Annotated in this window: 17 protein-coding genes and 1 pseudogene; 7 read left to right on the top strand and 11 right to left on the bottom strand. The window is 69.8% G+C overall.

All coding sequences use genetic code 11. The annotated features are described in order from the left end of the window. Positions 1–172 precede the first annotated feature (172 nt). Both J4H91_RS16010 and J4H91_RS14475 read right to left on the bottom strand, forming a co-directional pair. A pseudogene (locus tag J4H91_RS16010) lies at positions 173–511 on the bottom strand (DDE-type integrase/transposase/recombinase); the annotation flags it as partial. Between the two features lie 227 nt (positions 512–738). Continuing rightward, the gene (locus J4H91_RS14475; RefSeq protein WP_208046961.1) at positions 739–1,032 is read right to left on the bottom strand and encodes a transposase; all 294 of its coding nucleotides are present in this window, start codon (positions 1,030–1,032) and stop codon (positions 739–741) included. 348 nt (positions 1,033–1,380) lie between these two features. Between J4H91_RS14475 and J4H91_RS14470 the strand changes: the two genes are divergently transcribed. The 4 genes from J4H91_RS14470 (at position 1,381) to J4H91_RS14455 (ending at position 5,604) form a co-directional block, all read left to right on the top strand. Further along, the gene (locus J4H91_RS14470) at positions 1,381–2,478 is read left to right on the top strand and encodes an ABC transporter ATP-binding protein (RefSeq protein WP_208046960.1); all 1,098 of its coding nucleotides are present in this window, start codon (positions 1,381–1,383) and stop codon (positions 2,476–2,478) included. A 59-nt stretch (positions 2,479–2,537) separates the two neighbouring features. After that, positions 2,538–3,719: an extracellular solute-binding protein gene (locus J4H91_RS14465; RefSeq protein WP_208046959.1), complete on the top strand. Its 1,182-nt coding sequence runs from the start codon at positions 2,538–2,540 to the stop codon at positions 3,717–3,719. A gap of 156 nt (positions 3,720–3,875) precedes the next feature. Next, positions 3,876–4,763, top strand: a complete 888-nt coding sequence (locus J4H91_RS14460) for an ABC transporter permease subunit (protein WP_208046958.1) — start codon at positions 3,876–3,878, stop codon at positions 4,761–4,763. Between the two features lie 31 nt (positions 4,764–4,794). After that, on the top strand, positions 4,795–5,604 hold the full coding sequence (locus J4H91_RS14455) for an ABC transporter permease (RefSeq protein ID WP_208046957.1): 810 nt from the start codon (positions 4,795–4,797) through the stop codon (positions 5,602–5,604). A gap of 34 nt (positions 5,605–5,638) precedes the next feature. Here the strand turns inward: J4H91_RS14455 and J4H91_RS14450 are convergent, their stop codons facing one another. Then, entirely contained in the window at positions 5,639–6,421 is a 783-nt protein-coding gene (locus J4H91_RS14450; RefSeq protein WP_208046956.1) for a TSUP family transporter, read from the bottom strand. After that, positions 6,418–6,972, bottom strand: coding sequence for an orotate phosphoribosyltransferase (gene pyrE / locus J4H91_RS14445; protein WP_208046955.1), 555 nt, complete (start codon positions 6,970–6,972; stop codon positions 6,418–6,420). Before pyrE ends, J4H91_RS14450 begins: the two co-directional genes overlap by 4 nt. 150 nt (positions 6,973–7,122) lie before the next feature. Between pyrE and J4H91_RS14440 the strand changes: the two genes are divergently transcribed. Further along, positions 7,123–7,962 carry a Sir2 family NAD-dependent protein deacetylase gene (locus tag J4H91_RS14440; protein ID WP_208046954.1) on the top strand — a complete coding sequence of 280 codons (840 nt, stop codon included), beginning with the start codon at positions 7,123–7,125 and terminating at the stop codon, positions 7,960–7,962. Here J4H91_RS14440 and J4H91_RS14435 read toward each other — a convergent pair. The 3 genes from J4H91_RS14435 to J4H91_RS14425 all read right to left on the bottom strand — a co-directional run bounded on the left by J4H91_RS14435 (position 7,959) and on the right by J4H91_RS14425 (position 12,440). After that, positions 7,959–9,989, bottom strand: coding sequence for an LPXTG cell wall anchor domain-containing protein (locus J4H91_RS14435; RefSeq protein ID WP_208046953.1), 2,031 nt, complete (start codon positions 9,987–9,989; stop codon positions 7,959–7,961). The genes J4H91_RS14440 and J4H91_RS14435 overlap by 4 nt on opposite strands. A 151-nt stretch (positions 9,990–10,140) precedes the next feature. After that, on the bottom strand, positions 10,141–11,490 hold the full coding sequence (locus J4H91_RS14430; RefSeq protein WP_208046952.1) for an APC family permease: 1,350 nt from the start codon (positions 11,488–11,490) through the stop codon (positions 10,141–10,143). Positions 11,491–11,537: 47 nt separating this feature from the next. Beyond that, the gene (locus J4H91_RS14425) at positions 11,538–12,440 is read right to left on the bottom strand and encodes a carbon-nitrogen hydrolase family protein (protein ID WP_243753025.1); all 903 of its coding nucleotides are present in this window, start codon (positions 12,438–12,440) and stop codon (positions 11,538–11,540) included. Positions 12,441–12,524: 84 nt separating this feature from the next. On the opposite strand from J4H91_RS14425, the gene J4H91_RS14420 reads away from it, so the two are divergent. After that, positions 12,525–13,271 (top strand): FadR/GntR family transcriptional regulator, encoded by a 747-nt coding sequence (locus J4H91_RS14420; RefSeq protein WP_208046951.1) that lies wholly within the window; start codon positions 12,525–12,527, stop codon positions 13,269–13,271. A gap of 10 nt (positions 13,272–13,281) precedes the next feature. On the opposite strand, the gene J4H91_RS14415 is transcribed toward J4H91_RS14420, so the two are convergent. The 3 genes from J4H91_RS14415 to J4H91_RS14405 are packed head-to-tail and all read right to left on the bottom strand — an operon-like array spanning position 13,282 to position 16,651. Further along, positions 13,282–14,712, bottom strand: coding sequence for an FAD-dependent oxidoreductase (locus J4H91_RS14415; protein ID WP_208046950.1), 1,431 nt, complete (start codon positions 14,710–14,712; stop codon positions 13,282–13,284). Between the two features lie 11 nt (positions 14,713–14,723). Next, positions 14,724–15,782, bottom strand: a complete 1,059-nt coding sequence (locus J4H91_RS14410) for a polyprenyl synthetase family protein (protein WP_208046949.1) — start codon at positions 15,780–15,782, stop codon at positions 14,724–14,726. Further along, on the bottom strand, positions 15,779–16,651 hold the full coding sequence (locus tag J4H91_RS14405) for a ubiquinone/menaquinone biosynthesis methyltransferase (protein ID WP_208046948.1): 873 nt from the start codon (positions 16,649–16,651) through the stop codon (positions 15,779–15,781). Before J4H91_RS14405 ends, J4H91_RS14410 begins: the two co-directional genes overlap by 4 nt. Positions 16,652–16,841: 190 nt before the next feature. On the opposite strand from J4H91_RS14405, the gene J4H91_RS14400 reads away from it, so the two are divergent. Beyond that, positions 16,842–18,128, top strand: a complete 1,287-nt coding sequence (locus tag J4H91_RS14400; RefSeq protein WP_341783564.1) for an isochorismate synthase — start codon at positions 16,842–16,844, stop codon at positions 18,126–18,128. A 144-nt stretch (positions 18,129–18,272) separates the two neighbouring features. On the opposite strand, the gene J4H91_RS14395 is transcribed toward J4H91_RS14400, so the two are convergent. Continuing rightward, the coding region (locus J4H91_RS14395; protein WP_243753024.1) for an FGGY-family carbohydrate kinase at positions 18,273–19,195 on the bottom strand (923 nt) is incomplete at its 5' end.

The raw sequence follows: 19,195 nt of genomic DNA, 5'->3' as shown, positions 1-19,195 counted from the left end.
GGTCGCTGATATTTCGGGTGCCCCGGCGACCTGAGTTTCGGACGAACTGCTCGATCTGCGTCCCGTTGTCTTCGCACCATTCCACACCTCCGCGCTTGGGGTGTTGCGACAACCGATTGAATCCACCTTGCGATCCTCTGTCTGAATGGACGATACAGCCGTTCACGTTTCCGCGCATCCGGACGGCGTTGCGGACAGCTCGGACCGCGAGTGATGCCTTCATTCTCGAGTCGATCGAGTAACCCACGATCCGACCGCTGAAGGCGTCTTTGACCGCGCAAAGATAGAGCCGACCTTCGCTCGTTTTGTGTTCCGTAATGTCGGTCAGCCAGAGCTGGTTCGGCCGGGACGCCACGAACCGGTGACGCTCACGCCCGTGCTCGTCGATGACGACGCAGAGATCGTCGTGAACGGCGGGGCCAGGCTTCTTGCCGTTCTTGCTCCGCTTCTTCCCGAACACACTCCACCAGCCATTCGATGATGCGATCCGCCACGCGGTCCGATCCGACATCGCCTGGCCCTCCTCGCGGGCCTCGTCGGCGAGGAGCCGATACCCGAACTCCGGGTCGTCGCGGTGCGCGTCGAACAGCGCGTTCGCCCGATACGCCTCCTCGAGCTCCCGGCTTGTCACAGGATCACGTAGCCAGCGGTAGTAGGGCTGGCGAGCGAGCTTCAAGACCCGGCACGACACCACGACAGGGATTCCGTCGGCGGCGAGCTCGCTCACGAGCGGGTACATCATTTTCCCGGCAGATGAGCCTGGGACAGATACGCGGTCGCGCGACGCAGCACCTCGACCTCCTGCTCGAGGAGGCGATTGCGCTTACGGAGCTCGCGCAGCTCGGCGGAATCCTGCTTCGTCTCACCCGGCTGTTCGCCGGCTTCGATGCGGGCTTGACGCATCCACTTGTCGAGAGTTCCGACATGGACGCCGAAGTCCTTCGCGATCTGCGCGAGGGAGACGTCTGGGTCGCGGTTCTGCGCGACCCGGACGACGTCGTCGCGGAACTCCTTGGGGAACGGCTTGGGCATGATGACATCCTTCCAGGCCAGCCCTCTCGGCTAGCCATGTTTGATGTCACCAGTTCCTGCATCAGACCCGAGAGGTGAGCCTACTGCGGTGCACTCAGCGGATTTCTGGCTGGTTATCGTCGTCGACTTTACAATCCAGCAAAGACGCTCCTCCTCTGCCTTGCCAGAAATCCGCTGAGCACATCCTCGCTACGGCACACCTCTCCTCGCGACCTCCCATCGAATGTGACCGAAACGTGATGTGCCCGACACTGATCCGAAGCCAAAACATATAACAACATATGTTATGGTTCAAAGCAGTCGCCCACACGGGCCCGATCGACAACGATGTTGAGGAGCAACGGCATCATGCGCCAGAACACCTTCCCCGCCGAGACCGGATCGTCCGCCGTCTCCGTCCAGGGCGTGCACAAGCAGTTCGGCGATCTCGTCGCGGTGAAGGATCTCGACATCGAGATCGCGGCGGGAGAGTTCTTCTCCATGCTCGGCCCCTCGGGGTCTGGCAAGACCACGGTGCTGCGCATGATCGCCGGGTTCGAGCAGCCGACCTCGGGTCGCATCCTGCTGCACGGCACCGATGTCACGGATGCGGCGCCGTTCGACCGCGAGGTCAACACCGTGTTCCAGGACTACGCGCTCTTCCCCCACCTCACGATCGCGGAGAACGTCGCCTACGGCCTCAAGGTGCGCGGCCTCTCGAAGGCCGAGCGCAGCCGCCTCGTCGGCGAGGCGCTCGAGCAGGTGCGCCTCTCCCACGTCGCCGACCGTCGCCCCTCCCAGCTCTCGGGCGGCCAGCGCCAGCGCATCGCGCTCGCGCGCGCCCTCATCCTGCGCCCCAAGGTGCTGCTGCTCGACGAGCCGCTCGGAGCCCTCGACAAGCAGCTGCGCGAGCAGATGCAGTTCGAGCTCAAGCAGATCCAGCGCGAGGTCGGCATCACCTTCGTCTTCGTCACCCACGACCAGGAGGAGGCGCTCACGCTCTCCGACCGCGTCGCGGTCTTCAACGACGGCAAGATCGAACAGGTCGGCAGTCCGCGCGAGGTCTACGAGTTCCCCCAGACCGAATTCGTCGCCGGGTTCCTCGGCGTCACCAACCTGCTGAGCGGCGAGGCCGCCGAGCGGCTCCTCGGCGACCCCGCTCCGTACAGCGTCCGCCCCGAACGCGTGCAGCTCGTCGATCCGACCGCCCCGCTCGAACCGGGCGTCGTCGCGATCCCCGGCAGCGTGGTGGAGGCCGTCTATGCAGGCGCCCACACCCGCTACCTCGTCGAGACCGAGCACGGCGTGCGCTTCATCTCCGAGCGGCAGAACAGCCACACCCCGACCACCGCTCCCGCCGTGAACCGGGGCGACGCGGTCAGCCTGCGATTCGCGAGGGATCACGCCGTCGCCGTCGCGGCCTCCGAACCCGCGCCTGCGGCCGCGCAGGCGGCCGCCGCGACGTGAAGCGACCGGATCCCTCACCCCCCAGACCCAATTCCCAGAGCATCGACGAAGGAGTAACGATGAACAAGAAACTGATCGCCCCCGTGGCCCTCGCGGCCGCCGTGGGCCTCGCGCTCTCCGGCTGCGCAGGCGGCGACGGCGGCGAGACCGCCGAGGCCGGCGGCCTGCAGATCGACGTGCCCGATGTGCCCATGATGGAGAAGCTCGGCGACAACGAGAACGAGGTCAACATCCTCGCCTGGTCGGGCTTCGTCGAGCCCGCTTGGACCGACCAGTTCACCGCGGACACCGGGTGCGAGGTCAACCGCAAGATCTTCGCCACCAGCGACGAGGCGGTGCAGCTCATGCGAACGGGCGAGTACGACCTCGTCTCGGCGTCGGGCGACGCCAGCCTGCGGCTCATCGTCGACGGCAACGTGCAGCCGCTCAACACCGACCTCATCCCCAACTTCGGCGACGACATCGTCGAGGGGATGAAGGGCCAGCTCTACGACACCCTCAACGGCAACGTCTACGGCATTCCGATCGGGCGCGGCGCGAACATCCTCGAGTACAACAGCGAGGTCGTCACCGAGGAGCCCACGAGCTGGGATGTCGTGTGGGAGGCCGACAGCCCCTACGCCGGCAAGATCGCCGCATACGACAGCCCGATCTACATCGCCGACGCCGCGATCTACCTCATGGCGACGCAGCCGGAGCTCGGCATCGAGAACCCCTACGCGCTCGACGAGGAGCAGCTCGCCGCCGCGACCGATCTGATGAAGCAGCAGAACAAGATGGTCTCGGAGTACTGGTCGCCCGCCACGAACGTGACCTCGTTCACCGGCGGCAACTCGGTGGTCGGCACATCGTGGGAGGTGCTGCGCAAGGCCACTCAGGATGAGAAGTTCAAGAGCGTGCTCCCCGAGGAGGGATCGACCGGCTGGTCCGACGCGTGGATGCTCGCCGCCGACGCGAAGCACCCCAACTGCGGCTACGCCTGGATGGACTACACGAGCTCGCCCGAGGTGAACGGCCAGATCGCCATGAACTTCGGCATGGCTCCCGCGAACGGGGCGTTCTGCGACACGAGCGACGAGGCGAAGGCGCACTGCGACTACTACAACGCCACCGACGAGGAGTACTACAAGAAGGTGTGGTTCTGGACCACGCCGATCGACCAGTGCCTCGACGGCCGCAAGGACGTGCAGTGCACCAACTACCAGGACTGGACCGCCGCCTGGGCGACGGTGAAGGGCTGACGCCCTCCCGCACCGCTGATTGAGCGAAGCGAGTCGAAACCCGACCCGCGAACCCGGATTTCGACTCGCTTCGCTCGCGCGATCAGCGGCGTCGCACCTGCTGCCGTCCCGATCCCTCACCTCCCATTCCGCACACACCGTCAGCGAGGAACCATCGTGAGCACCAAGACCGTTCTCGAACGCCGACCCAAGCCGCTCTCCACCGCGCTCTACCGGCACCCCAGGGGGCGCCTCGCCTCGCTGCTGACCCTGCCGATGGCCTGGCTCATCGGCGTCTACATCCTGTCGCTCGCGCTGCTGCTCGTCACCGCCTTCTGGACGACGGACCCCTTCACCTCCAGAGTCAAGCCCGGCTTCACGCTCGACAACTTCGAGCAGATCCTCACCGTGCCCGCCTTCGTATCGACCGCCCTGCGCACCCTCGGCATCGCGGTCGCCGTCACCGCCATCTGCGCGGTGTTCTCCGTGCCGCTCGCGGTGTTCATGTCGAAGGTCGCGGGCCCCAGGCTTCGGGCCGTGCTCGCCGTGCTCGTCACGCTGCCGCTGTGGGCGGGCTATCTCGTGAAGATCATCGGCATGCGCCTCGTGTGGACGGAGGAGGGCTTCTTCAACTGGTCGCTCTCGGCGTTCGGCATCAAGGGCCCGGGCTTCGGGGTGGCGGCGACGATCCTCACGCTCGTCTACCTCTGGTTCCCCTACATGGCGATCCCGGTCTACGCCGCCGTCGCCCAGATCCCCGCGAACCTGTTCGACGCCTCATCCGACCTCGGTGCGCGGGGCTTCCGCACCATCCGCACGGTCGTGGCCCCGCTGCTGCTGCCCTCGCTCGTCGCGGGTTCGATCTTCACCTTCTCGCTCAGCCTCGGCGACTACATCGCCGCGATGTACGTGGGCGGTTCGAACACGCAGATGATCGGCAGCATCATCGCCCAGAACATCAACCTCAACCCGCCGCTCGCGGCCGCCTTCTCGGTCGTGCCGATCGTGCTCGTGGTCATCTACCTCGCCGCGGTGCGCCGCACCGGCGCGCTGGACAACCTGTAGGCCCCGGCCTCCCGGAACCCGGAGAATCATCATGCTTCGCCTCAACCGCGGCGCCAGGATCGCGCTGGCCGCCATCACCGTCATCGTGCTGGGGTTCATGTACATCCCGCTCTTCGTGATCGTCATGAACTCGTTCAACTCCGGCAGGGTCGCCGGCTGGCCGATCCCCGGCTTCTCGCTCGAATGGTGGGGGAAGGCCCTCACCAACCCGGCCGTGCACGCGGCGCTGCTGAACTCCGTCGTCGTCGCCGGCGTCGCCACCGCGTTCGCGCTCGTGCTCGGCACGCTCGCGGCCTTCGCGCTGCAGCGCTTCCGATTCTTCGGTCAGAACACCGTCAACCTGCTGATCGTGCTGCCGATCACGCTGCCGGGCATCGTCACCGGCGTCGCGCTGTCGAACACCTTCCACCAGGTGCTCAAGCCCATGGGCATCCACGTGGGCTACTGGGGCATGATCATCGCGCACGCCACCTTCTGCGTGGTGATGGTGTTCAACAACGTCATCGCGCGTCTGCGCCGCATGAACCCGAACCTCGAGGAGGCATCCATGGACCTCGGGGCCGGCATCGGCCAGACGTTCCGGCTCGTGACCTTCCCGCAGTTCCGCAGTGCCTTCATCGCCGGCGGCCTGCTCGCGTTCGCCCTGTCGTTCGACGAGATCGTCGTGACGATCTTCACCGCTCCGCCCGGGGTCGAGACTCTGCCGCTGTGGATCATGAACCAGATGGCGCGTCCCAACGAGGTGAACCAGGTGAACGTGATCGCCACGGTGATGATCCTGCTCTCGCTGATCCCGGTCTACTTCTCCCAGAAGGCCTCGGCTGCGGGCGATCTCAAGTAGGGGCGCCCGGGCGCCGCGCGGCGGGATCCCTCGCCTATCGAGCCCTGCCGCGCAGCTTCCGCACGAGCATCTGCCCGAGGATGAAGGCCAGGTAGAGCGAGAACGCGACGTTGCCCCAGAAGGGATCGACCCACTGCGCGAGCAGCGAACCGAGCGGCACGCAGACGCAGGCCGCGAGGCCGACGAGTGCCGCAGCTCTGAGATCGACGTTGTCGCGGCGGAGGTTGCCGAGCGTTCCCGACAGGGATCCCGGGATCATCATCAGCAGCGAGGTGCCCTTCGCGACGAGGTCGTCGGCCCCGAAGAAGAACATCAGCACGGGCACCACGACGACGCCCCCGCCGACGCCGAGCAGCCCCGAGAGCACGCCGGTGACGAATCCGGTCGCTACGAGCAGCGCGACCGGCAGCGGGCCCATCGCGATCTCGTCGCCGCGCTGCGGCACCACGAACCACAGGCTCACGATCACGACGGCGAGGAAGACCATGAAGCCCCACTGGATCGGCCCGACCGGCAGCTTCGCGAGCAGGAGACTGCCGAGCTGGGCCCCCGCGATCATGCCGATCGCGAGGCAGATCGCGGCGATCCAGTCGACGTGGCCCTGCACCGCGTAGGTGGTGGCGCCGACCACCGCCGTGGGCAGGATCGCGGCGACGGAGGTTCCGGCTGCGAGCTTCTGCGGCAGGCCCAGCCACAGGGCGAGCGCAGGCACGATGATGGTGCCGCCGCCGATGCCGAAGAGGCCCGAGAGCACACCCCCGGCGACGCCGATCAGGAGAAGCGGGACGACCCCGGGGCGGGAGACCTGGGGGCTCACTGCGGATCGAGGCCCAGGTCGTCGAGTCCGATCGCGTAGCGGTACTCGTATCCGGCCGACTCGATGCGCTCCTTCGCCGGGGCCTGACGGTCGACCACGACGGCGACGCCCGCGATCTCGGCGCCGACCTTCTCGAGTGCCTCGATCGCCTTGAGCGGCGACCCGCCCGTCGTCGAGGTGTCCTCCACGACGATGACGCGCTTGCCCGAGAGGTCGGGGCCTTCGACCTGGCGGCCGCGGCCGTGGTCCTTCGGCTCCTTGCGCACGACGAACGAGTCGTAGACCTTGCCGCGCGCGACGCCCTGGTGCATGATCGCCGACGCGATCGGGTCGGCGCCCATCGTGAGGCCGCCGACCGCGACCACTCCGTCGACGTCGTCGATGAGGTCGAGCATGACCTGCCCGATGAGCGGGGCCGCGCGGTGGTCGAGGGAGAGCTTGCGGAGGTCGATGTAGTAGGTCGCCTTCTTGCCGCTCGTGAGCGTGAAGTCGCCGTGGAAGACGGCCTCGGTCTTGATGAGTTCGATGAGCTGTTCGCGAGCGGTCGTCATGGTCTCGATCCTACTCGGCTCGGTCCGGGCCCCTCGCCCGCACCCGCCGCTCCGCCGTCGGTCGCCCGCCCGCCGGCCCGCCGGGAATACATCGCAGCGCCCGCGCATTGTTCAGGGTGCAGCCGCGTCACGCGAGGATCAGGAGGGGTCGTGCCGTCACCGCGCATCTCAGCGCCCGAGGTCGAGGCGCTCGCCGAGCTCTTCGACGGCGCCCCGGTCGCCGTGCTGACCGGCGCGGGCCTCAGCACGGATTCGGGCATCCCCGACTACCGCGGCGAGGGATCCCCGCCGCGCCGCCCGATGCGGATCCACCAGTTCATGGAGGACGAGGCCTATCGCCGCAGGTTCTGGGCCGGGGCGCGCGTCGGCTCGATGCGGCTCACCGGCATCGAGCCGAACGCCGGGCACCGCGCGCTGGCGCGCCTGGAGGCGTCGGGGCTGACCGAGGGCGTCATCACCCAGAACGTCGACGGCCTGCACCTGCGGGCGGGTTCGCGGCGCGTCGTCGAGTTGCACGGGAACGGCGGCACGATCCGCTGCGTCGACTGCGACCGGCGCTGGAGTCGGGCCGAGGTGCTCGAGCGCTTCGATGCGCTGAACCCGGGCTTCGCCGAACGGAACGCGGGAGCCGAGATCGCTCCCGACGGCGACGCACTGGTCGAGGAGGTCTCCCGCGTTGAGGCGCCCGCGTGTCCCATCTGCGGCGGCATCCTCCGCCCCGACGTGGTCTACTTCGGCGAGCTCGTGCCGAAGGCCGTGTTCGCCGGGGCCGCATCGCTCGTCGAGCGCGCGGGCGCGCTGCTCCTCGCGGGAACCTCGCTCGCGGTCAACACCGGCATCCGGCTCGTGAACCTCGCGGAGCGGCGAGGGATCCCTCTCGCCGTCATCAACCGCGGACCGACGGCGATCGACGGCCGCCCCTCGCTGCGCCTGCGCGTCGAGGGCGGCACGAGCGAGACGCTCACGGCACTCGCGGAGGCGCTGACCTAGGAAGCGCGCCGTCGGAATCCGATGAGGCCGGCCGCCGAGACGATCAGGAGAGCGGCTGCGACTGCCGCCGCGCCTCCGTCCCCGCCCGTGCGCGGGAGCGCGGGGACGCCGTGCCCGCGCGGCTGCTGCCCGCCGGACTGAGCAGGAGTTGCGCCGAGGGTGAGCGCGAAGGTCTGCTCGGCGCTCTGCCCGACTCTGTCAGCCACCCGCACGACGAACTCGTATCGGCCGGGGGCGAGGCCCGCGGTATCGACCGAGACGAGCCCCGCGCCGTCCACCGCGGCGCGGGAACCGGGCGCCGCCAGGAGCGCAAGAGCCGGTGTCGCCGCGGCGAGACCCGGCTGCGCCGTCACGGCGTAGGCACCGCTCGCCGGGAGATTCTGCGGCGCGAGCACCTCGGCCGAGAACTCCACGGTGTCGCCGACTTCCGCGGTCTTCGACAGGTCTTCGGGGGCCGTGTGCGCGAACCGCGGTGCCGCGAGCACGTCGACGGCGACCGCACCGGTGTCGGTCGCTCCCCGTGCATCCTGCACGGTGTATTCGAGCACGATCCGGTGGGAGCCCTCTCCCTCCGCCCAGGAGTGCGTCGGCGCGACCTCGACCGTGCCCGCGGCGAGATCCGGAGTCACCGTCGCGTCGCCCGACACCAGGGTCGCTTCGGTCAGTGCCTTGCCCTCGCCGGACGCGCCCGCGAGCAGGTCGAGTGAGAACGGGGCGTCGCCCCGCTCCTCGGCGAGATCGGGGGCCTGCGCGCTCTCGTAGACCTCGAAGGGCACCGTGATGGTCTGCTCCTGTCCGAGGCGGTCGGTGACCGAGACGAGGATCAGCGCGCGATCGCCCGGTTCGGCGTCCGCCGGGGCGGAGAAGGTCACGAGGCCCTGCTCGTCGATCGTCGCGGAGCCGAAGCTCGGCTGCTGTTCGATGCGGTAGCCGCCGGAGGGGATCACCGCGGCATTCGCCACCTTGACCTGCGAGGTCGCCGTCGCGCCGATCCCCACGCGCACGAGGTAATCGTCGAGCGAGACCAGCGGCGGCCGCAGCACCCGAACGTTGATCTGCGCGTTCGCCGGCACCGGATTGTCGTCGGCGACCGTGTATGGCGCGGCGAACGAATAGGCCGTCTCCTCGTTCGTCTGCCAGGGCCGCGTCGGCGTGAAGAACGCGCCAGAGCTGTCGAAGGCGACGGCCGCGTTGCCCGGGTTCGCGGTGACCGCCGTCACACGCGGATTCACCCCGCGGGCGTGGTCGGGCAGGATGTCGACCCGCACGCCCGGGCCGTAGCGCTGGTAGGGGATCTCGACGTCGAAGGTGTCGGCCTCGGCGGTGCCGGCGATCCGCACGATGAACGGAGCGTACATCTCGCCCGTCTGCCCGTAGTCATCGGTGGCGACCACGTTGAAGACCACAGCGCTGCCGGGCGTCGCGTTCGGCGCCGCCGTATAGCTGACGGTGCCGTCGTTCGCGACGGTGGCGGAGCCCGCGATCGGCCCGAGTTCCTTCACCGAGTAGCTGCCGCCGTTCGCCGCGCCTGTCGGGGAGAAGCCCGACCCTCGTGCGGTCACCTCGGTCGTCACGGTCTCGCCCGGCTTGACGGTGAGCACGTTCGAGAGGATCGGAAACACCCACGGCTTGTGCACCAGGATGAGGTCGATCGTCCCGTGGACGAGCTCGCCGTCGCACCGCACCGTATATGCGACCTCCTCCGTCTGGGTGTACGAGGGGTACTGCATGGACGCGGTCGAGGAGAATCGGATCGAGGCCGGCGGGAAGACCTGCGTCTGCACGGAGCCAGACGAGCCGATCTCGGTGATCTCGCATCCCGCTGCAAGACCCGTCAGCTCGACCGTCTGTCCCGATGCGGGCACGGTGAACGAGTGGTGCGAGGCTGCGGGCGGCGCCGCCTGCGCGGGAACCGCGATTCCGAACAGGGCGCCAAGGCCGACGAGCAGCGCGAGCGCGCCGGACGCCGCCCGCAACGCGAGTGCCGGTGATGAGTGGCGCTCGGAGCGCGGGTGCAGCGTCGACATCGATCCCCTCAGACCGGGCGCCGCGTTCGATCCCCGACGAACTTGAACGGCGTCCCATTATGAAGTGTATGCGAGTGGCGGGGCGGGCGCCATGGTCGTGAGCGGATCCCGGGCCGGGGGTGGTGGGGCGGGGCGGGGCCCCGCCCGATCCCTATTCCGCCTCGTCGAGCGCCAGCTCGGGTGGCTGCCTGCGGAACCCGCGGGTGGTGATCGCCAGGATCACGACTCCGATGCCGAGCCAGATGGATCCCAGGGTGAGCGCGTTCACGTCGAGCTGGACGAGCAGGTATGCGACGACGACCATGCCGATGGCCGGGCAGACGACGTAGAGCAGCGGGCTCAGGGCTCGGCCCTCGCGGCGCTCGCGCGCCCAGTGGACGATCACCGAGAGGTTCACCATGATGAAGGCGAGGAAGGCGCCGAAGTTGATGAACGAGGTCGAGGTCGTGACGTCCATGAAGATCGCGATGAGGCCGACCGCCGCGATGGCGAGGATGCTCAGCACCGGGGTGCGGAAGCGCGCGTTCAAACGTCCGAAGAAGGCCCGCGGCAGCACCCCGTCGCGGCCCATCGCGTAGAGCAGTCGGCTGCCGGCCGCCTGCGCCGCGATGCCGGAGGTGAACTGCGCGATGACAAGCGCGGCGAGGAAGACCGCGCCGAAGAAGGCGCCGCCGATGCGGTTCGCGATCTCGAAGGCGGCCGCGTCCGAGTTCTCGAAGACCCCTCCGGGGTGCACGAGCTGCACCGCGTACGAGACCACGACGAAGATACCGCCGCCGATGAGGGCGATGAGCATGATCGCGCGGGGCACGGTGCGGCGGGGCTCCACCGTCTCCTCGGTCAGCGTCGTGACCGCGTCGAAGCCGAGGAAGGAGTACGCCGCGATGGCGGCGCCGCCCGCGATGCCCGCGATCCCGGCGTCCACGCCGGTGAAGGGGGTGGCGCTGAAGAGTCCGCCCGCACCGTCGGCGCGCACGACGTCCGCGAAGGAGAGCACCACGAAGAACACGATCACGAGGATCTGGAAGCTCATGAGCACGAGGTTCACGCGGTCGGCGACCTTGATGCCGATGATGTTGAGCACGGTCGTGATCAGGATGAAGCCGAGGATCCAGACGGGCATGGGCACGCCGGGGAACTGCGCCTGCAGGTAGGAGCCGCCGATCAGCCAGATCACCATCGGCAGGAAGAGGTAGTCGAGCATCGTCGCCCAGCCGACGAGGAAGCCGATGCGCCCGTCGATCGTGCGACGCACGTAGGTGTAGGCGGAGCCCGCGACGGGGAACGCCGCCGCCATGCGGCCGTAGCTGTTGGCGGTGAAGAGCATCGCGATGAGCGCGAAGAGGTAGGCGCTCGCGCTCGCGCCGCCGGTCTCCGAGGCGATGACCCCGAAGATGCCGAGAACGATGAGCGGGGTGAGGTAGGCGAGGCCGAAGATGACCAGCGAGGGGAGGCGCAGCGTGCGGCTGAGGGTCGGCGGGGCCGCGGTGGATGTGGACATGGGTACTCCGTTGTTCCGATAGGTGGGTTGTTTGAAGGGGCCGCGCGTCAGCGGGCGAGGGATCCGGGCGCCCAGCGCTCGGGGTCGATACGGCCGCCGTACAGGGGCAGCGGGACGGGCTCGTCGCCCGGCTGGAACTGCGCCCACGGGCGGTTAGTGCCCGCCGTGCCCGCGCGGCGCACGCCGGCGACGCGTTCGGGGTCGTAGCGCACCACGAGGGTGTCCTCGCCGAGGCCGGCCTCGCCGAGCACCCAGCCCTCGGGATCGACGGCGATGCTGCGCCCCCGCCCCGTGGGCGCAGCGCAGTTGACGCTGAACACGTACACCTGATTGACGATGGCGTTTGCCCTGGCGAGCACGAGCTCCTGTTCGCGGTCCTCGCTCGTGGTCTTGACGACGTTGATCACGGCGTCCGCTCCGAGCCACGCGAGCTGCCTCGTGTGCTCGGGGAACCACGCGTCGTAGCAGTTGGAGAGGCCGACCGATCCGTGTCCCGCGTCGTTGGAAGAACCGCCCGCCTCCAGTTCCGCGACCACGAACTCGGTGCCGGGCCGGTGCGGTTCGAAGGGTCGCCACGGGAACATCTTGCGATAGCGTGCGCGGAGCGCACCCGAGGGATCGAAGAGCAACTCGGTGTTGTAGTAGCCGTCTTCGGCGCGCTCACCGATGCTGCCGGGAATCAGCCAGATGCCGTGCGCGGAGGCGATCGCGCCGAGTTCGGTCACGAAGGGACCGTCGAGCGGCACCGCGGCGGCTTCGAGGGCGGCGGCGCGTTCGTCTTCGGGCAGGTGTCCCGCGTCGTGCAGGTGCATCTCGGGGTAGACGAGCAGTTCGATGCCGGGGTGCCGATCGAGAGTCCTCGCGACATCCGCCCTGAATGCGTCGAGACCGCATCCGACGGGGAGGGGCGCTCGCTGCGCGAGCCCGACCATGAGTGCTGCTGTCGTCATCGACGTCCTCTCAACGCTGAAACTGATCATATTGATCATGATCATTTTGATCAGTATAGGTTCCCTTCTGGCTAGACTCAAGCCATGCCGGAAACACGCGCGACCGCACCCGCCGACGTGCACCTGACGCTGTTCTCCGCCCCCGGGGCGGCGGAGATGACGAGGCTCTCCGCCGTCGAAACCGTGCGCGCCCGCATCCTGCTCTCCGTCGAGCACGGGCTTCTCGCACCGGGAAGCCGCCTCCCCCGCACCGAGCTGATCGCGTCGGGCCTCGAGGTCAGCACCATCACCGCAAGGCGCGCGCTCGAGAGTCTCGTGGAGGACGGCGTGCTGGTGCGCCGCCCGGGTCGGGGCGGCGGCACCTTCGTGGCCGACGCGCCGCCGCAGCTGCAGGACTCCGCCGTATCGGCCTACCGGGCGGACCGCCACGCGATCCACCGGCTCATCGATCAGCGCAGCCTCATGGAGAGCGCCATCGCCCATGAGGCGGCCCGGCGCGCCACTCCCCAGCAGTGCGATGAGCTCGACGAGCTGGTGCTGCGCTCGCAGCGGGCCGCCGACTGGCTCGAGCACCATGTCCCGGATTCGCGATTCCATCGCCTCGTCGCCGAGATGAGCGGCCTGCCCGAGGTGCCCGCGTATCTCTCCGTCTACGAGGCGCTGCTCAAGTACTTCGTGCCCTACCCCCAGGAGCAGCTCGAGGAGGGCCGCGACGACCACCGCGCACTCGTCGCGTCATTCCGCGCCCACGACCCGGTCGCGGCCGTCGCGGTCACCCGGAGGCACGTCGACTCGCTGCGCCGCGAGATGTTCGTCGGCCTCGAGCGCTGAGGGCGCCGCCTCACTCGCCGCGGGAGACGCGCGTCATCTCGTCGCGCGGCACCACCTTGATCCGGGTGCGCCCCTCCGCCTCGCCGAGCCCCAGCTCGTGCTCGTCGAGGCGGTGCCAGCCCTCGATCGTCGTATAGGGCACGCCGCGCTCGTGCAGCAGCGCGGGGATCGCCTCGGCCGAGGGCTCCTCGGGATCCCACCAGGAGGAGCGATCCTCCATGAGGCACTCGAGCGTCTCCATCGCGTCGCTCTTCGTGTGCCCGATGAGGCCGACCGGGCCGCGCTTGATCCAGCCGGTCGCGTAGACGCCGGGGATCCGCGATCCCTCGAGATCCTGCACGCGTCCCTGCGCATTCGGGATCACGCCGCGGCTCTCGTCGAAGGGGATCTCGTCGAGGGGCGAGCCGAAGTAGCCCACCGCACGGTAGAGCGACTGCACCGGGATCGTCTCGAACTCGCCCGTGTCGACGACTCCGCCCTGCCCATCGGGGGCGGTGCGCTCGACCTTCAGGCCCGCCACACGGCCGTTCTCGACGACCACCTCGACGGGCTTCGACCAGAAGTGCAGGTGCAGACGGCGCGACGAGGCCCGGTGCTCATCGAGTGCCGATGTGGCGGCACCACCCTCGCCGTCGACGCTTCGCGTCTCCGCTGCGAGGGTGCGCGTGCGCTGCTCGGCACGCCACTTGTCCATGATGCGGGTCATCACGACGACCTGCTTGTTCTTCGCGAGCACCTCGTCGGCATAGGGATCGTCGACGTCGAAGTCGCGCTCGTCGAGCACCATGTCCACGTCGCGCACCTCGCCGAGCTCGCGCAGCTCGAGCGGCGTGAACTTGACGTACTTCGGCCCGCGGCGGCCGAAGAGGTGCAGCTCCTCGATCGGGTTCGCCTTGAGCCCCGCGTACACGTTATCGGGGATCTCGGTCGGCAGCAGGTCGTCGGCGTGCTTGATGAGCATGCGCGAGATGTCGAGCGCCACGTTGCCGTTGCCGACGACGCCCACCGAGCGCGCCTCGAGCGGCCACGTGCGAGGCACATCGGGATGGCCGTCGAACCAGCTCACGAAGTCGGCCGCGCCGTAGGATCCCTCAGCCTCGATGCCCGGGATGTTCAGCGCGGCGTCGCGGATCGCCCCCGTGGCGAAGATCACCGCGTGGTAGTGCTTCTTGAGGTCGGCGAGCGTGATGTCCTGGCCGTAGCGCACGTTGCCGTAGAAGTTGATGGTGCCGCTGTCGAGCACCTCGCGCAGCGCCGTGATGATGCCCTTGATACGCGGGTGATCGGGCGAGACGCCGTAGCGCACGAGACCGTAGGGAGCGGGCAGCTGCTCGAAGAGGTCGATCTCGACATCGAAGTCGCGCTCCGCCTTCAGCAGCAGGTCGGCCGCGTAGATCCCTGCGGGCCCGGCACCGACGATCGCCAGTCGCATCTTGCTCATCGTAGGTGCTCTCAACCTTCCCTGTTCACGATCGAATCGGCCATGCGCTCGAGTCCGCGCTTCACCGCCGACTTGGGCAGCACGTCGAGCGCCGCCTTCGCGTCCTCGGCCCAGCGCCGGGCCGTCGTCTCGGTCTCGCGGGTCACGGCGTGCGCGCGCAGCGCATCCACCTCGGGATCGAGCACACCCGGGTCGGCGCCCTCGCCGATGGCCGCGACCCCCGCGTCGATCCGCGCGAGCAGCTCGGCATCGGCAGTGTCCCCCGCCGCGGCGCGATCGCGCAGCAGCAGCAGCGGCAGCGTGGCGACGCCGGCGCGCAGGTCGGTGCCCGCGCGCTTGCCCGTCTGCTCCTTCTTCGGGGAGAGGTCGATGACGTCGTCGACGAGTTGGAAGGCGACGCCGATTCGCTCGCCGTACTCGGTCACGGGGTCGGCGTACTCCGCGGGAGCCTCGCCGAACATCACGCCCATTCGAGCGGCGGTCGCGATCAGGGCTCCGGTCTTGTCGGCGAGCACCTGGATGTAGTGCGCGATCGGCTCGTCGCCCTCCTGCGGCCCCACCGTCTCGTGCAGCTGCCCCAGGCAGAGCCGCTCGAAGGTGCGCGCCTGCAGCAGGATCGCCTCCTCGCCCATGCCAGAGACGAGCGACGAGGCCCGCGCGAAGAGCAGGTCGCCCGCCAGGATCGCGACCGAGTTCGACCACACGGTCTGGGCCGCGGGCACACCGCGTCGCAGCCGCGCGTCGTCCATGACGTCGTCGTGGTAGAGCGAGGCGAGGTGGGTCATCTCGACAGCCTGGGCCGCGCGGCGCACCAGCTCGTTCGGCCCCGTGCCGAGTTCGCTCGTGAGCAGCGTGAGCATCGGGCGGATGCGCTTGCCCCCGGCCTCCATGAGGTAGCGCGCGGGCGCGTCGGCCACGGGCGAGGCGAAGCCGAGGTGCTCCACGAGCCCCGCCTCGATGAGCTCGAGCTGCTCCTGCAGCAGCTTCGCGTGGCGCCGATCCTGCACGCCGCGGAAGAGGTTCAGCGGCAGCGCCTGGGTCGCCGTGTCTTCGGCAAGAGGTCGGCTCACTGGGCGTCTCCGCTCTCTGGGTCTGCGCTGGTCTTCGTCTCAGCGGCGCTGTCGGTGCTCGGGACGTCCGGTTCCGCGGGCTCTGCGTCGGCCGGTTCGGTCTCGACGGGTTTCCCGGTCTCGGCCGCCTCGGTCTCGGCCGGTTTCCCGGGCGTGGGACCCTGCGGCACGAAGCCGCGGTGCAGCGCCACGATGCCGAAGGTCAGGTTGCGATAGGCCACCCGTTCGAAACCGGCCTCGCGCATCCAGCGCGCCAGCTCGTCCTGATCGGGCCAGGCCTCGATCGACTCGTTGAGGTAGCGGTAGGCCTCGGAAGCACCGCGGTTGATGGCACCGGCGACGCGCGGCAGCACGTGGCGGCCGTACCAGCGGTAAGGCGTGCGGATTGCCGCGAGCGGCGGCGTGGAGAACTCCGCGATCACGACGCGACCGCCCGGCCGCACCACGCGGCGCATCTCGGCGAGCGCGAGGCGCGGGTCGTTCACGTTGCGCAGCCCGTACGAGATCGTCGCGGCGTCGAAGGTGTCGTCTTCGAACGGGAGCGCCGTGGCGTCCGCCCACACGAACTCGAGCAGCGGGTTGTCCGCGTGGCGTCTCCGCCCCTCGGCGAGCATGCCCTCTGAGAAGTCAGCCGCGACCACCCGCGCACCGTGCGCAGCGAGCGCGGCGGCGGACGTGCCGGTGCCCGCCGCGAGGTCGAGGATTCGCATGCCGGGCCGGGGGTCGACGGCCCGCGTGGTCGCGATGCGCCACAGGCGGTCGTTGCCGACCGTCAGCACGTCGTTGATGAGGTCGTAGCTGGGCGACACCTCATCGAACATGGCGGAGACATCGCTTGCATGCTTGGTGGTGGTGTCGGGTCGGGTCACCCCACCATGCTATCCGTTCGTCGCTCCGCCGGCGCTGGGCGCCCCGTGCGCAGGGGCGGCGATCCCTCGCTCGGATCCGGCACGTCGTTCGGATCGCAACGGCGGTTTCCGTCCGAACGATGGTGCTGATCCGAACGACGGTGCGCGACCCCTCAGGAGGGGCGACGGCGAACCGAGTAGATTGGAGCGGGTGAACAGCGATCCCGTGGTGCCGCGCCTGCGCGCCACCACCCGGGCACTCGAGGAGGCGCCCGACCTCGTCGCGCTGGCCGACCCCGATGAACCGCTCCTGTGGTTGCGCGGCGACCGCGGTTGCGTCGGCATCGGGGAGGCGCTGCGCCTCACCTTCTCAGGACCGAACCGCTTCGGCGACGCCGCCGCGCGCTGGCGCGAGATCGCGGCCGAGGCCGAGATCGACGACCCCGTCGACCTGCCGGGCACCGGCCTCGTCGCGCTCGGCGCCTTCGCCTTCGCGGCGGACAGCTCGGTCGAGAGCGTGCTCATCGTGCCGCGGCTGCTCGTCGCGCGCCACCGCGGTTCCGCGTGGATCACCGAGGTGCGGGTGCTCGGCGATGATTCCGAAAGGGATCCCTCGCCCTCCATCCCTCAGCCGCAGCAGAGCCCGATGCGCGCGTGGCCGGGCACCGCGTTCGAGCCGGACACCGCATCGGTCGACGCCTATTTGAAAGGGGTGCGCGCCGCCGGGGAGCGCATCGGCCGCGGCGACGTCGAGAAGGTCGTGCTCGCGCGGCAGGTGCGCGGCGAGCTGCCCCGCGGAGCCGACCTGCGCACCCCGCTGCGGCGGCTCGCGGATCGCTACCTCGACTGCTGGACGTTCGCGGTCGACGGGCTCATCGGCGCGAGCCCCGAGACCCTCATCCGCTCCACCGGAGGAGCCGTCTCCGCGCGCGTGCTCGCGGGAACGCGCGCCCGCCACGCGGAGGACTCGGCGCGCGACGCCCGCGCCCGCGACGAGCTGCTGACAAGCGCCAAGGAGCAGCACGAGCACGCCTTCGCCGTGCAGAGCGTGGTCACGGCCCTGTCGCCGCACGTGCGGGAGCTGCGCACGAGCGAGGATCCCTTCCCGCTGCGACTGCCGAACGTGTGGCACCTCGCCACCGACCTCGGGGCCGCGCTCGACGAGCGCAGCTCGGCGATCGAACTCGTGGGCGCCCTGCATCCGACAGCCGCCGTGGCCGGCACCCCGACCTCGGCCGCAGTGGAGCTCATCTCCGAGCTGGAGCCCTTCGACCGGGGCCGCTACTCGGGCGCGGTCGGATGGATCGACGCCGCGGGCGACGGCGAGTGGGTGATCGCGCTGCGCTGCGCGCAGCTCGGCGCCCCCGACCCCGCGACCGGCGCGCGCGCCATCACGGCGAGCGCGGGCGGGGGCATCGTCGACGGCTCGGACCCCGCGCACGAGCTCGGAGAGACCGTTTCGAAGCTGCGCCCCATCACCGAGGCCTTCGCGGGCTGAGCGGTTCGCCCGCTCCCCTCGACAGGCGCCCGGGGCGGGGGGGCCCCCGCACGGGCCGGCGGGGGGGGCGGCCAACCCCGAGGCCTTCGCGGGCGGAGCGGTTCGCCCGCACCCCTCGACCGGCTCAGGGAGCGGGCGAACCGCTCAGATGCCGTCGGCCGCGGCGCGCACCGCGGGGAGCACAGCGCTGTAGCGCTCGAGGAAGCGCGCATAGCCCGTGACGTCGGCGGGCTCCGGGCTGCGCGTCTCGAATTCCGCATCGCGGAAGACGCGCTCGGCGAGGTAGTCGCCGAGCGGCAGTTCGTCTGCGGCGCTCAGGTACGCCGCGAGCACGGCGATGCCCCACGCCCCGCCCTCGGCCGCCGTCTCCCCCACCGTCACCGGGGTGTCGAGCGCGGCCGCGAGGAACTGCTGCGCGACGCCCGCGGTGCGGAACACGCCGCCGTGCGCGAGCATGCGATCGACCTCCACACCCTCCTCGTCGAGCACGCGCATGCCGAGCGCGAGCGCGCCGAAGGCCCCGTAGATCTGCGCGCGCATGAAGTTCGCGAGGGTGAAATCGGCGCCGGGCGAGCGCACCACGAGCGGGCGGCCCTCCGCGACGTCGACCACCGGCTCGCCCGCGAGCAGATTGTAGGCGACGACGCCACCGGCGTCGGCCTCGCCCGCCAGCGCCTCGCGGAACAGCGCCTCGAAGACCGCGTCGCCGTCGACCCGCGCGCCGACGCTCTCGGCGAAACGGGAGAAGAGGGATCCCCACGCGCCGAGCTCGTTCGCACCGTTGTTGCAGTGCACCATCGCCACGGGGTCACCCGCGGGGGTCGCGACGACGTCGATCTCGAGGTGCACCTGCCGCAGCGGTCGCTCGAGCACCACCATCGCGAAGATGCTCGTGCCGGCGCTCACGTTGCCCGTGCGCGGCGCGACCGATCCGGTCGCGACCATGCCGGTGCCGGCGTCGCCCTCGGGCGGGCACATCGGGATGCCCGCGACGAGGCCGCCCGTCGGGTCGAGCAGCCGGGCACCCTCCTCGGTGAGCGATCCTGCGGGTTCGCCTGCCGACAGCA

Origin of the sequence: Leucobacter ruminantium (assembly GCF_017565705.1) — a bacterium.
Classification (GTDB): Bacteria; Actinomycetota; Actinomycetes; order Actinomycetales; family Microbacteriaceae; genus Leucobacter; species Leucobacter ruminantium.
This window is presented reverse-complemented; position numbering and strand designations above follow the sequence as displayed.

Excerpts from the sequence above, each read along its gene's own strand:
- J4H91_RS14430 (WP_208046952.1), bottom strand. The coding sequence starts at position 11,490 with ATGTCCACATCCACCGCGGCCCCGCCGACCCTCAGCCGCACGCTGCGC.
- J4H91_RS14470 (WP_208046960.1), top strand. The coding sequence starts at position 1,381 with ATGCGCCAGAACACCTTCCCCGCCGAGACCGGATCGTCCGCCGTCTCC.
- pyrE (WP_208046955.1), bottom strand. The coding sequence starts at position 6,972 with ATGACGACCGCTCGCGAACAGCTCATCGAACTCATCAAGACCGAGGCC.
- J4H91_RS14455 (WP_208046957.1), top strand. The coding sequence starts at position 4,795 with ATGCTTCGCCTCAACCGCGGCGCCAGGATCGCGCTGGCCGCCATCACC.
- J4H91_RS14475 (WP_208046961.1), bottom strand. The coding sequence starts at position 1,032 with ATGCCCAAGCCGTTCCCCAAGGAGTTCCGCGACGACGTCGTCCGGGTC.
- J4H91_RS14420 (WP_208046951.1), top strand. The coding sequence starts at position 12,525 with ATGCCGGAAACACGCGCGACCGCACCCGCCGACGTGCACCTGACGCTG.
- J4H91_RS14435 (WP_208046953.1), bottom strand. The coding sequence starts at position 9,989 with ATGTCGACGCTGCACCCGCGCTCCGAGCGCCACTCATCACCGGCACTC.
- J4H91_RS14415 (WP_208046950.1), bottom strand. The coding sequence starts at position 14,712 with ATGAGCAAGATGCGACTGGCGATCGTCGGTGCCGGGCCCGCAGGGATC.
- J4H91_RS14425 (WP_243753025.1), bottom strand. The coding sequence starts at position 12,440 with ATGACGACAGCAGCACTCATGGTCGGGCTCGCGCAGCGAGCGCCCCTC.
- J4H91_RS14465 (WP_208046959.1), top strand. The coding sequence starts at position 2,538 with ATGAACAAGAAACTGATCGCCCCCGTGGCCCTCGCGGCCGCCGTGGGC.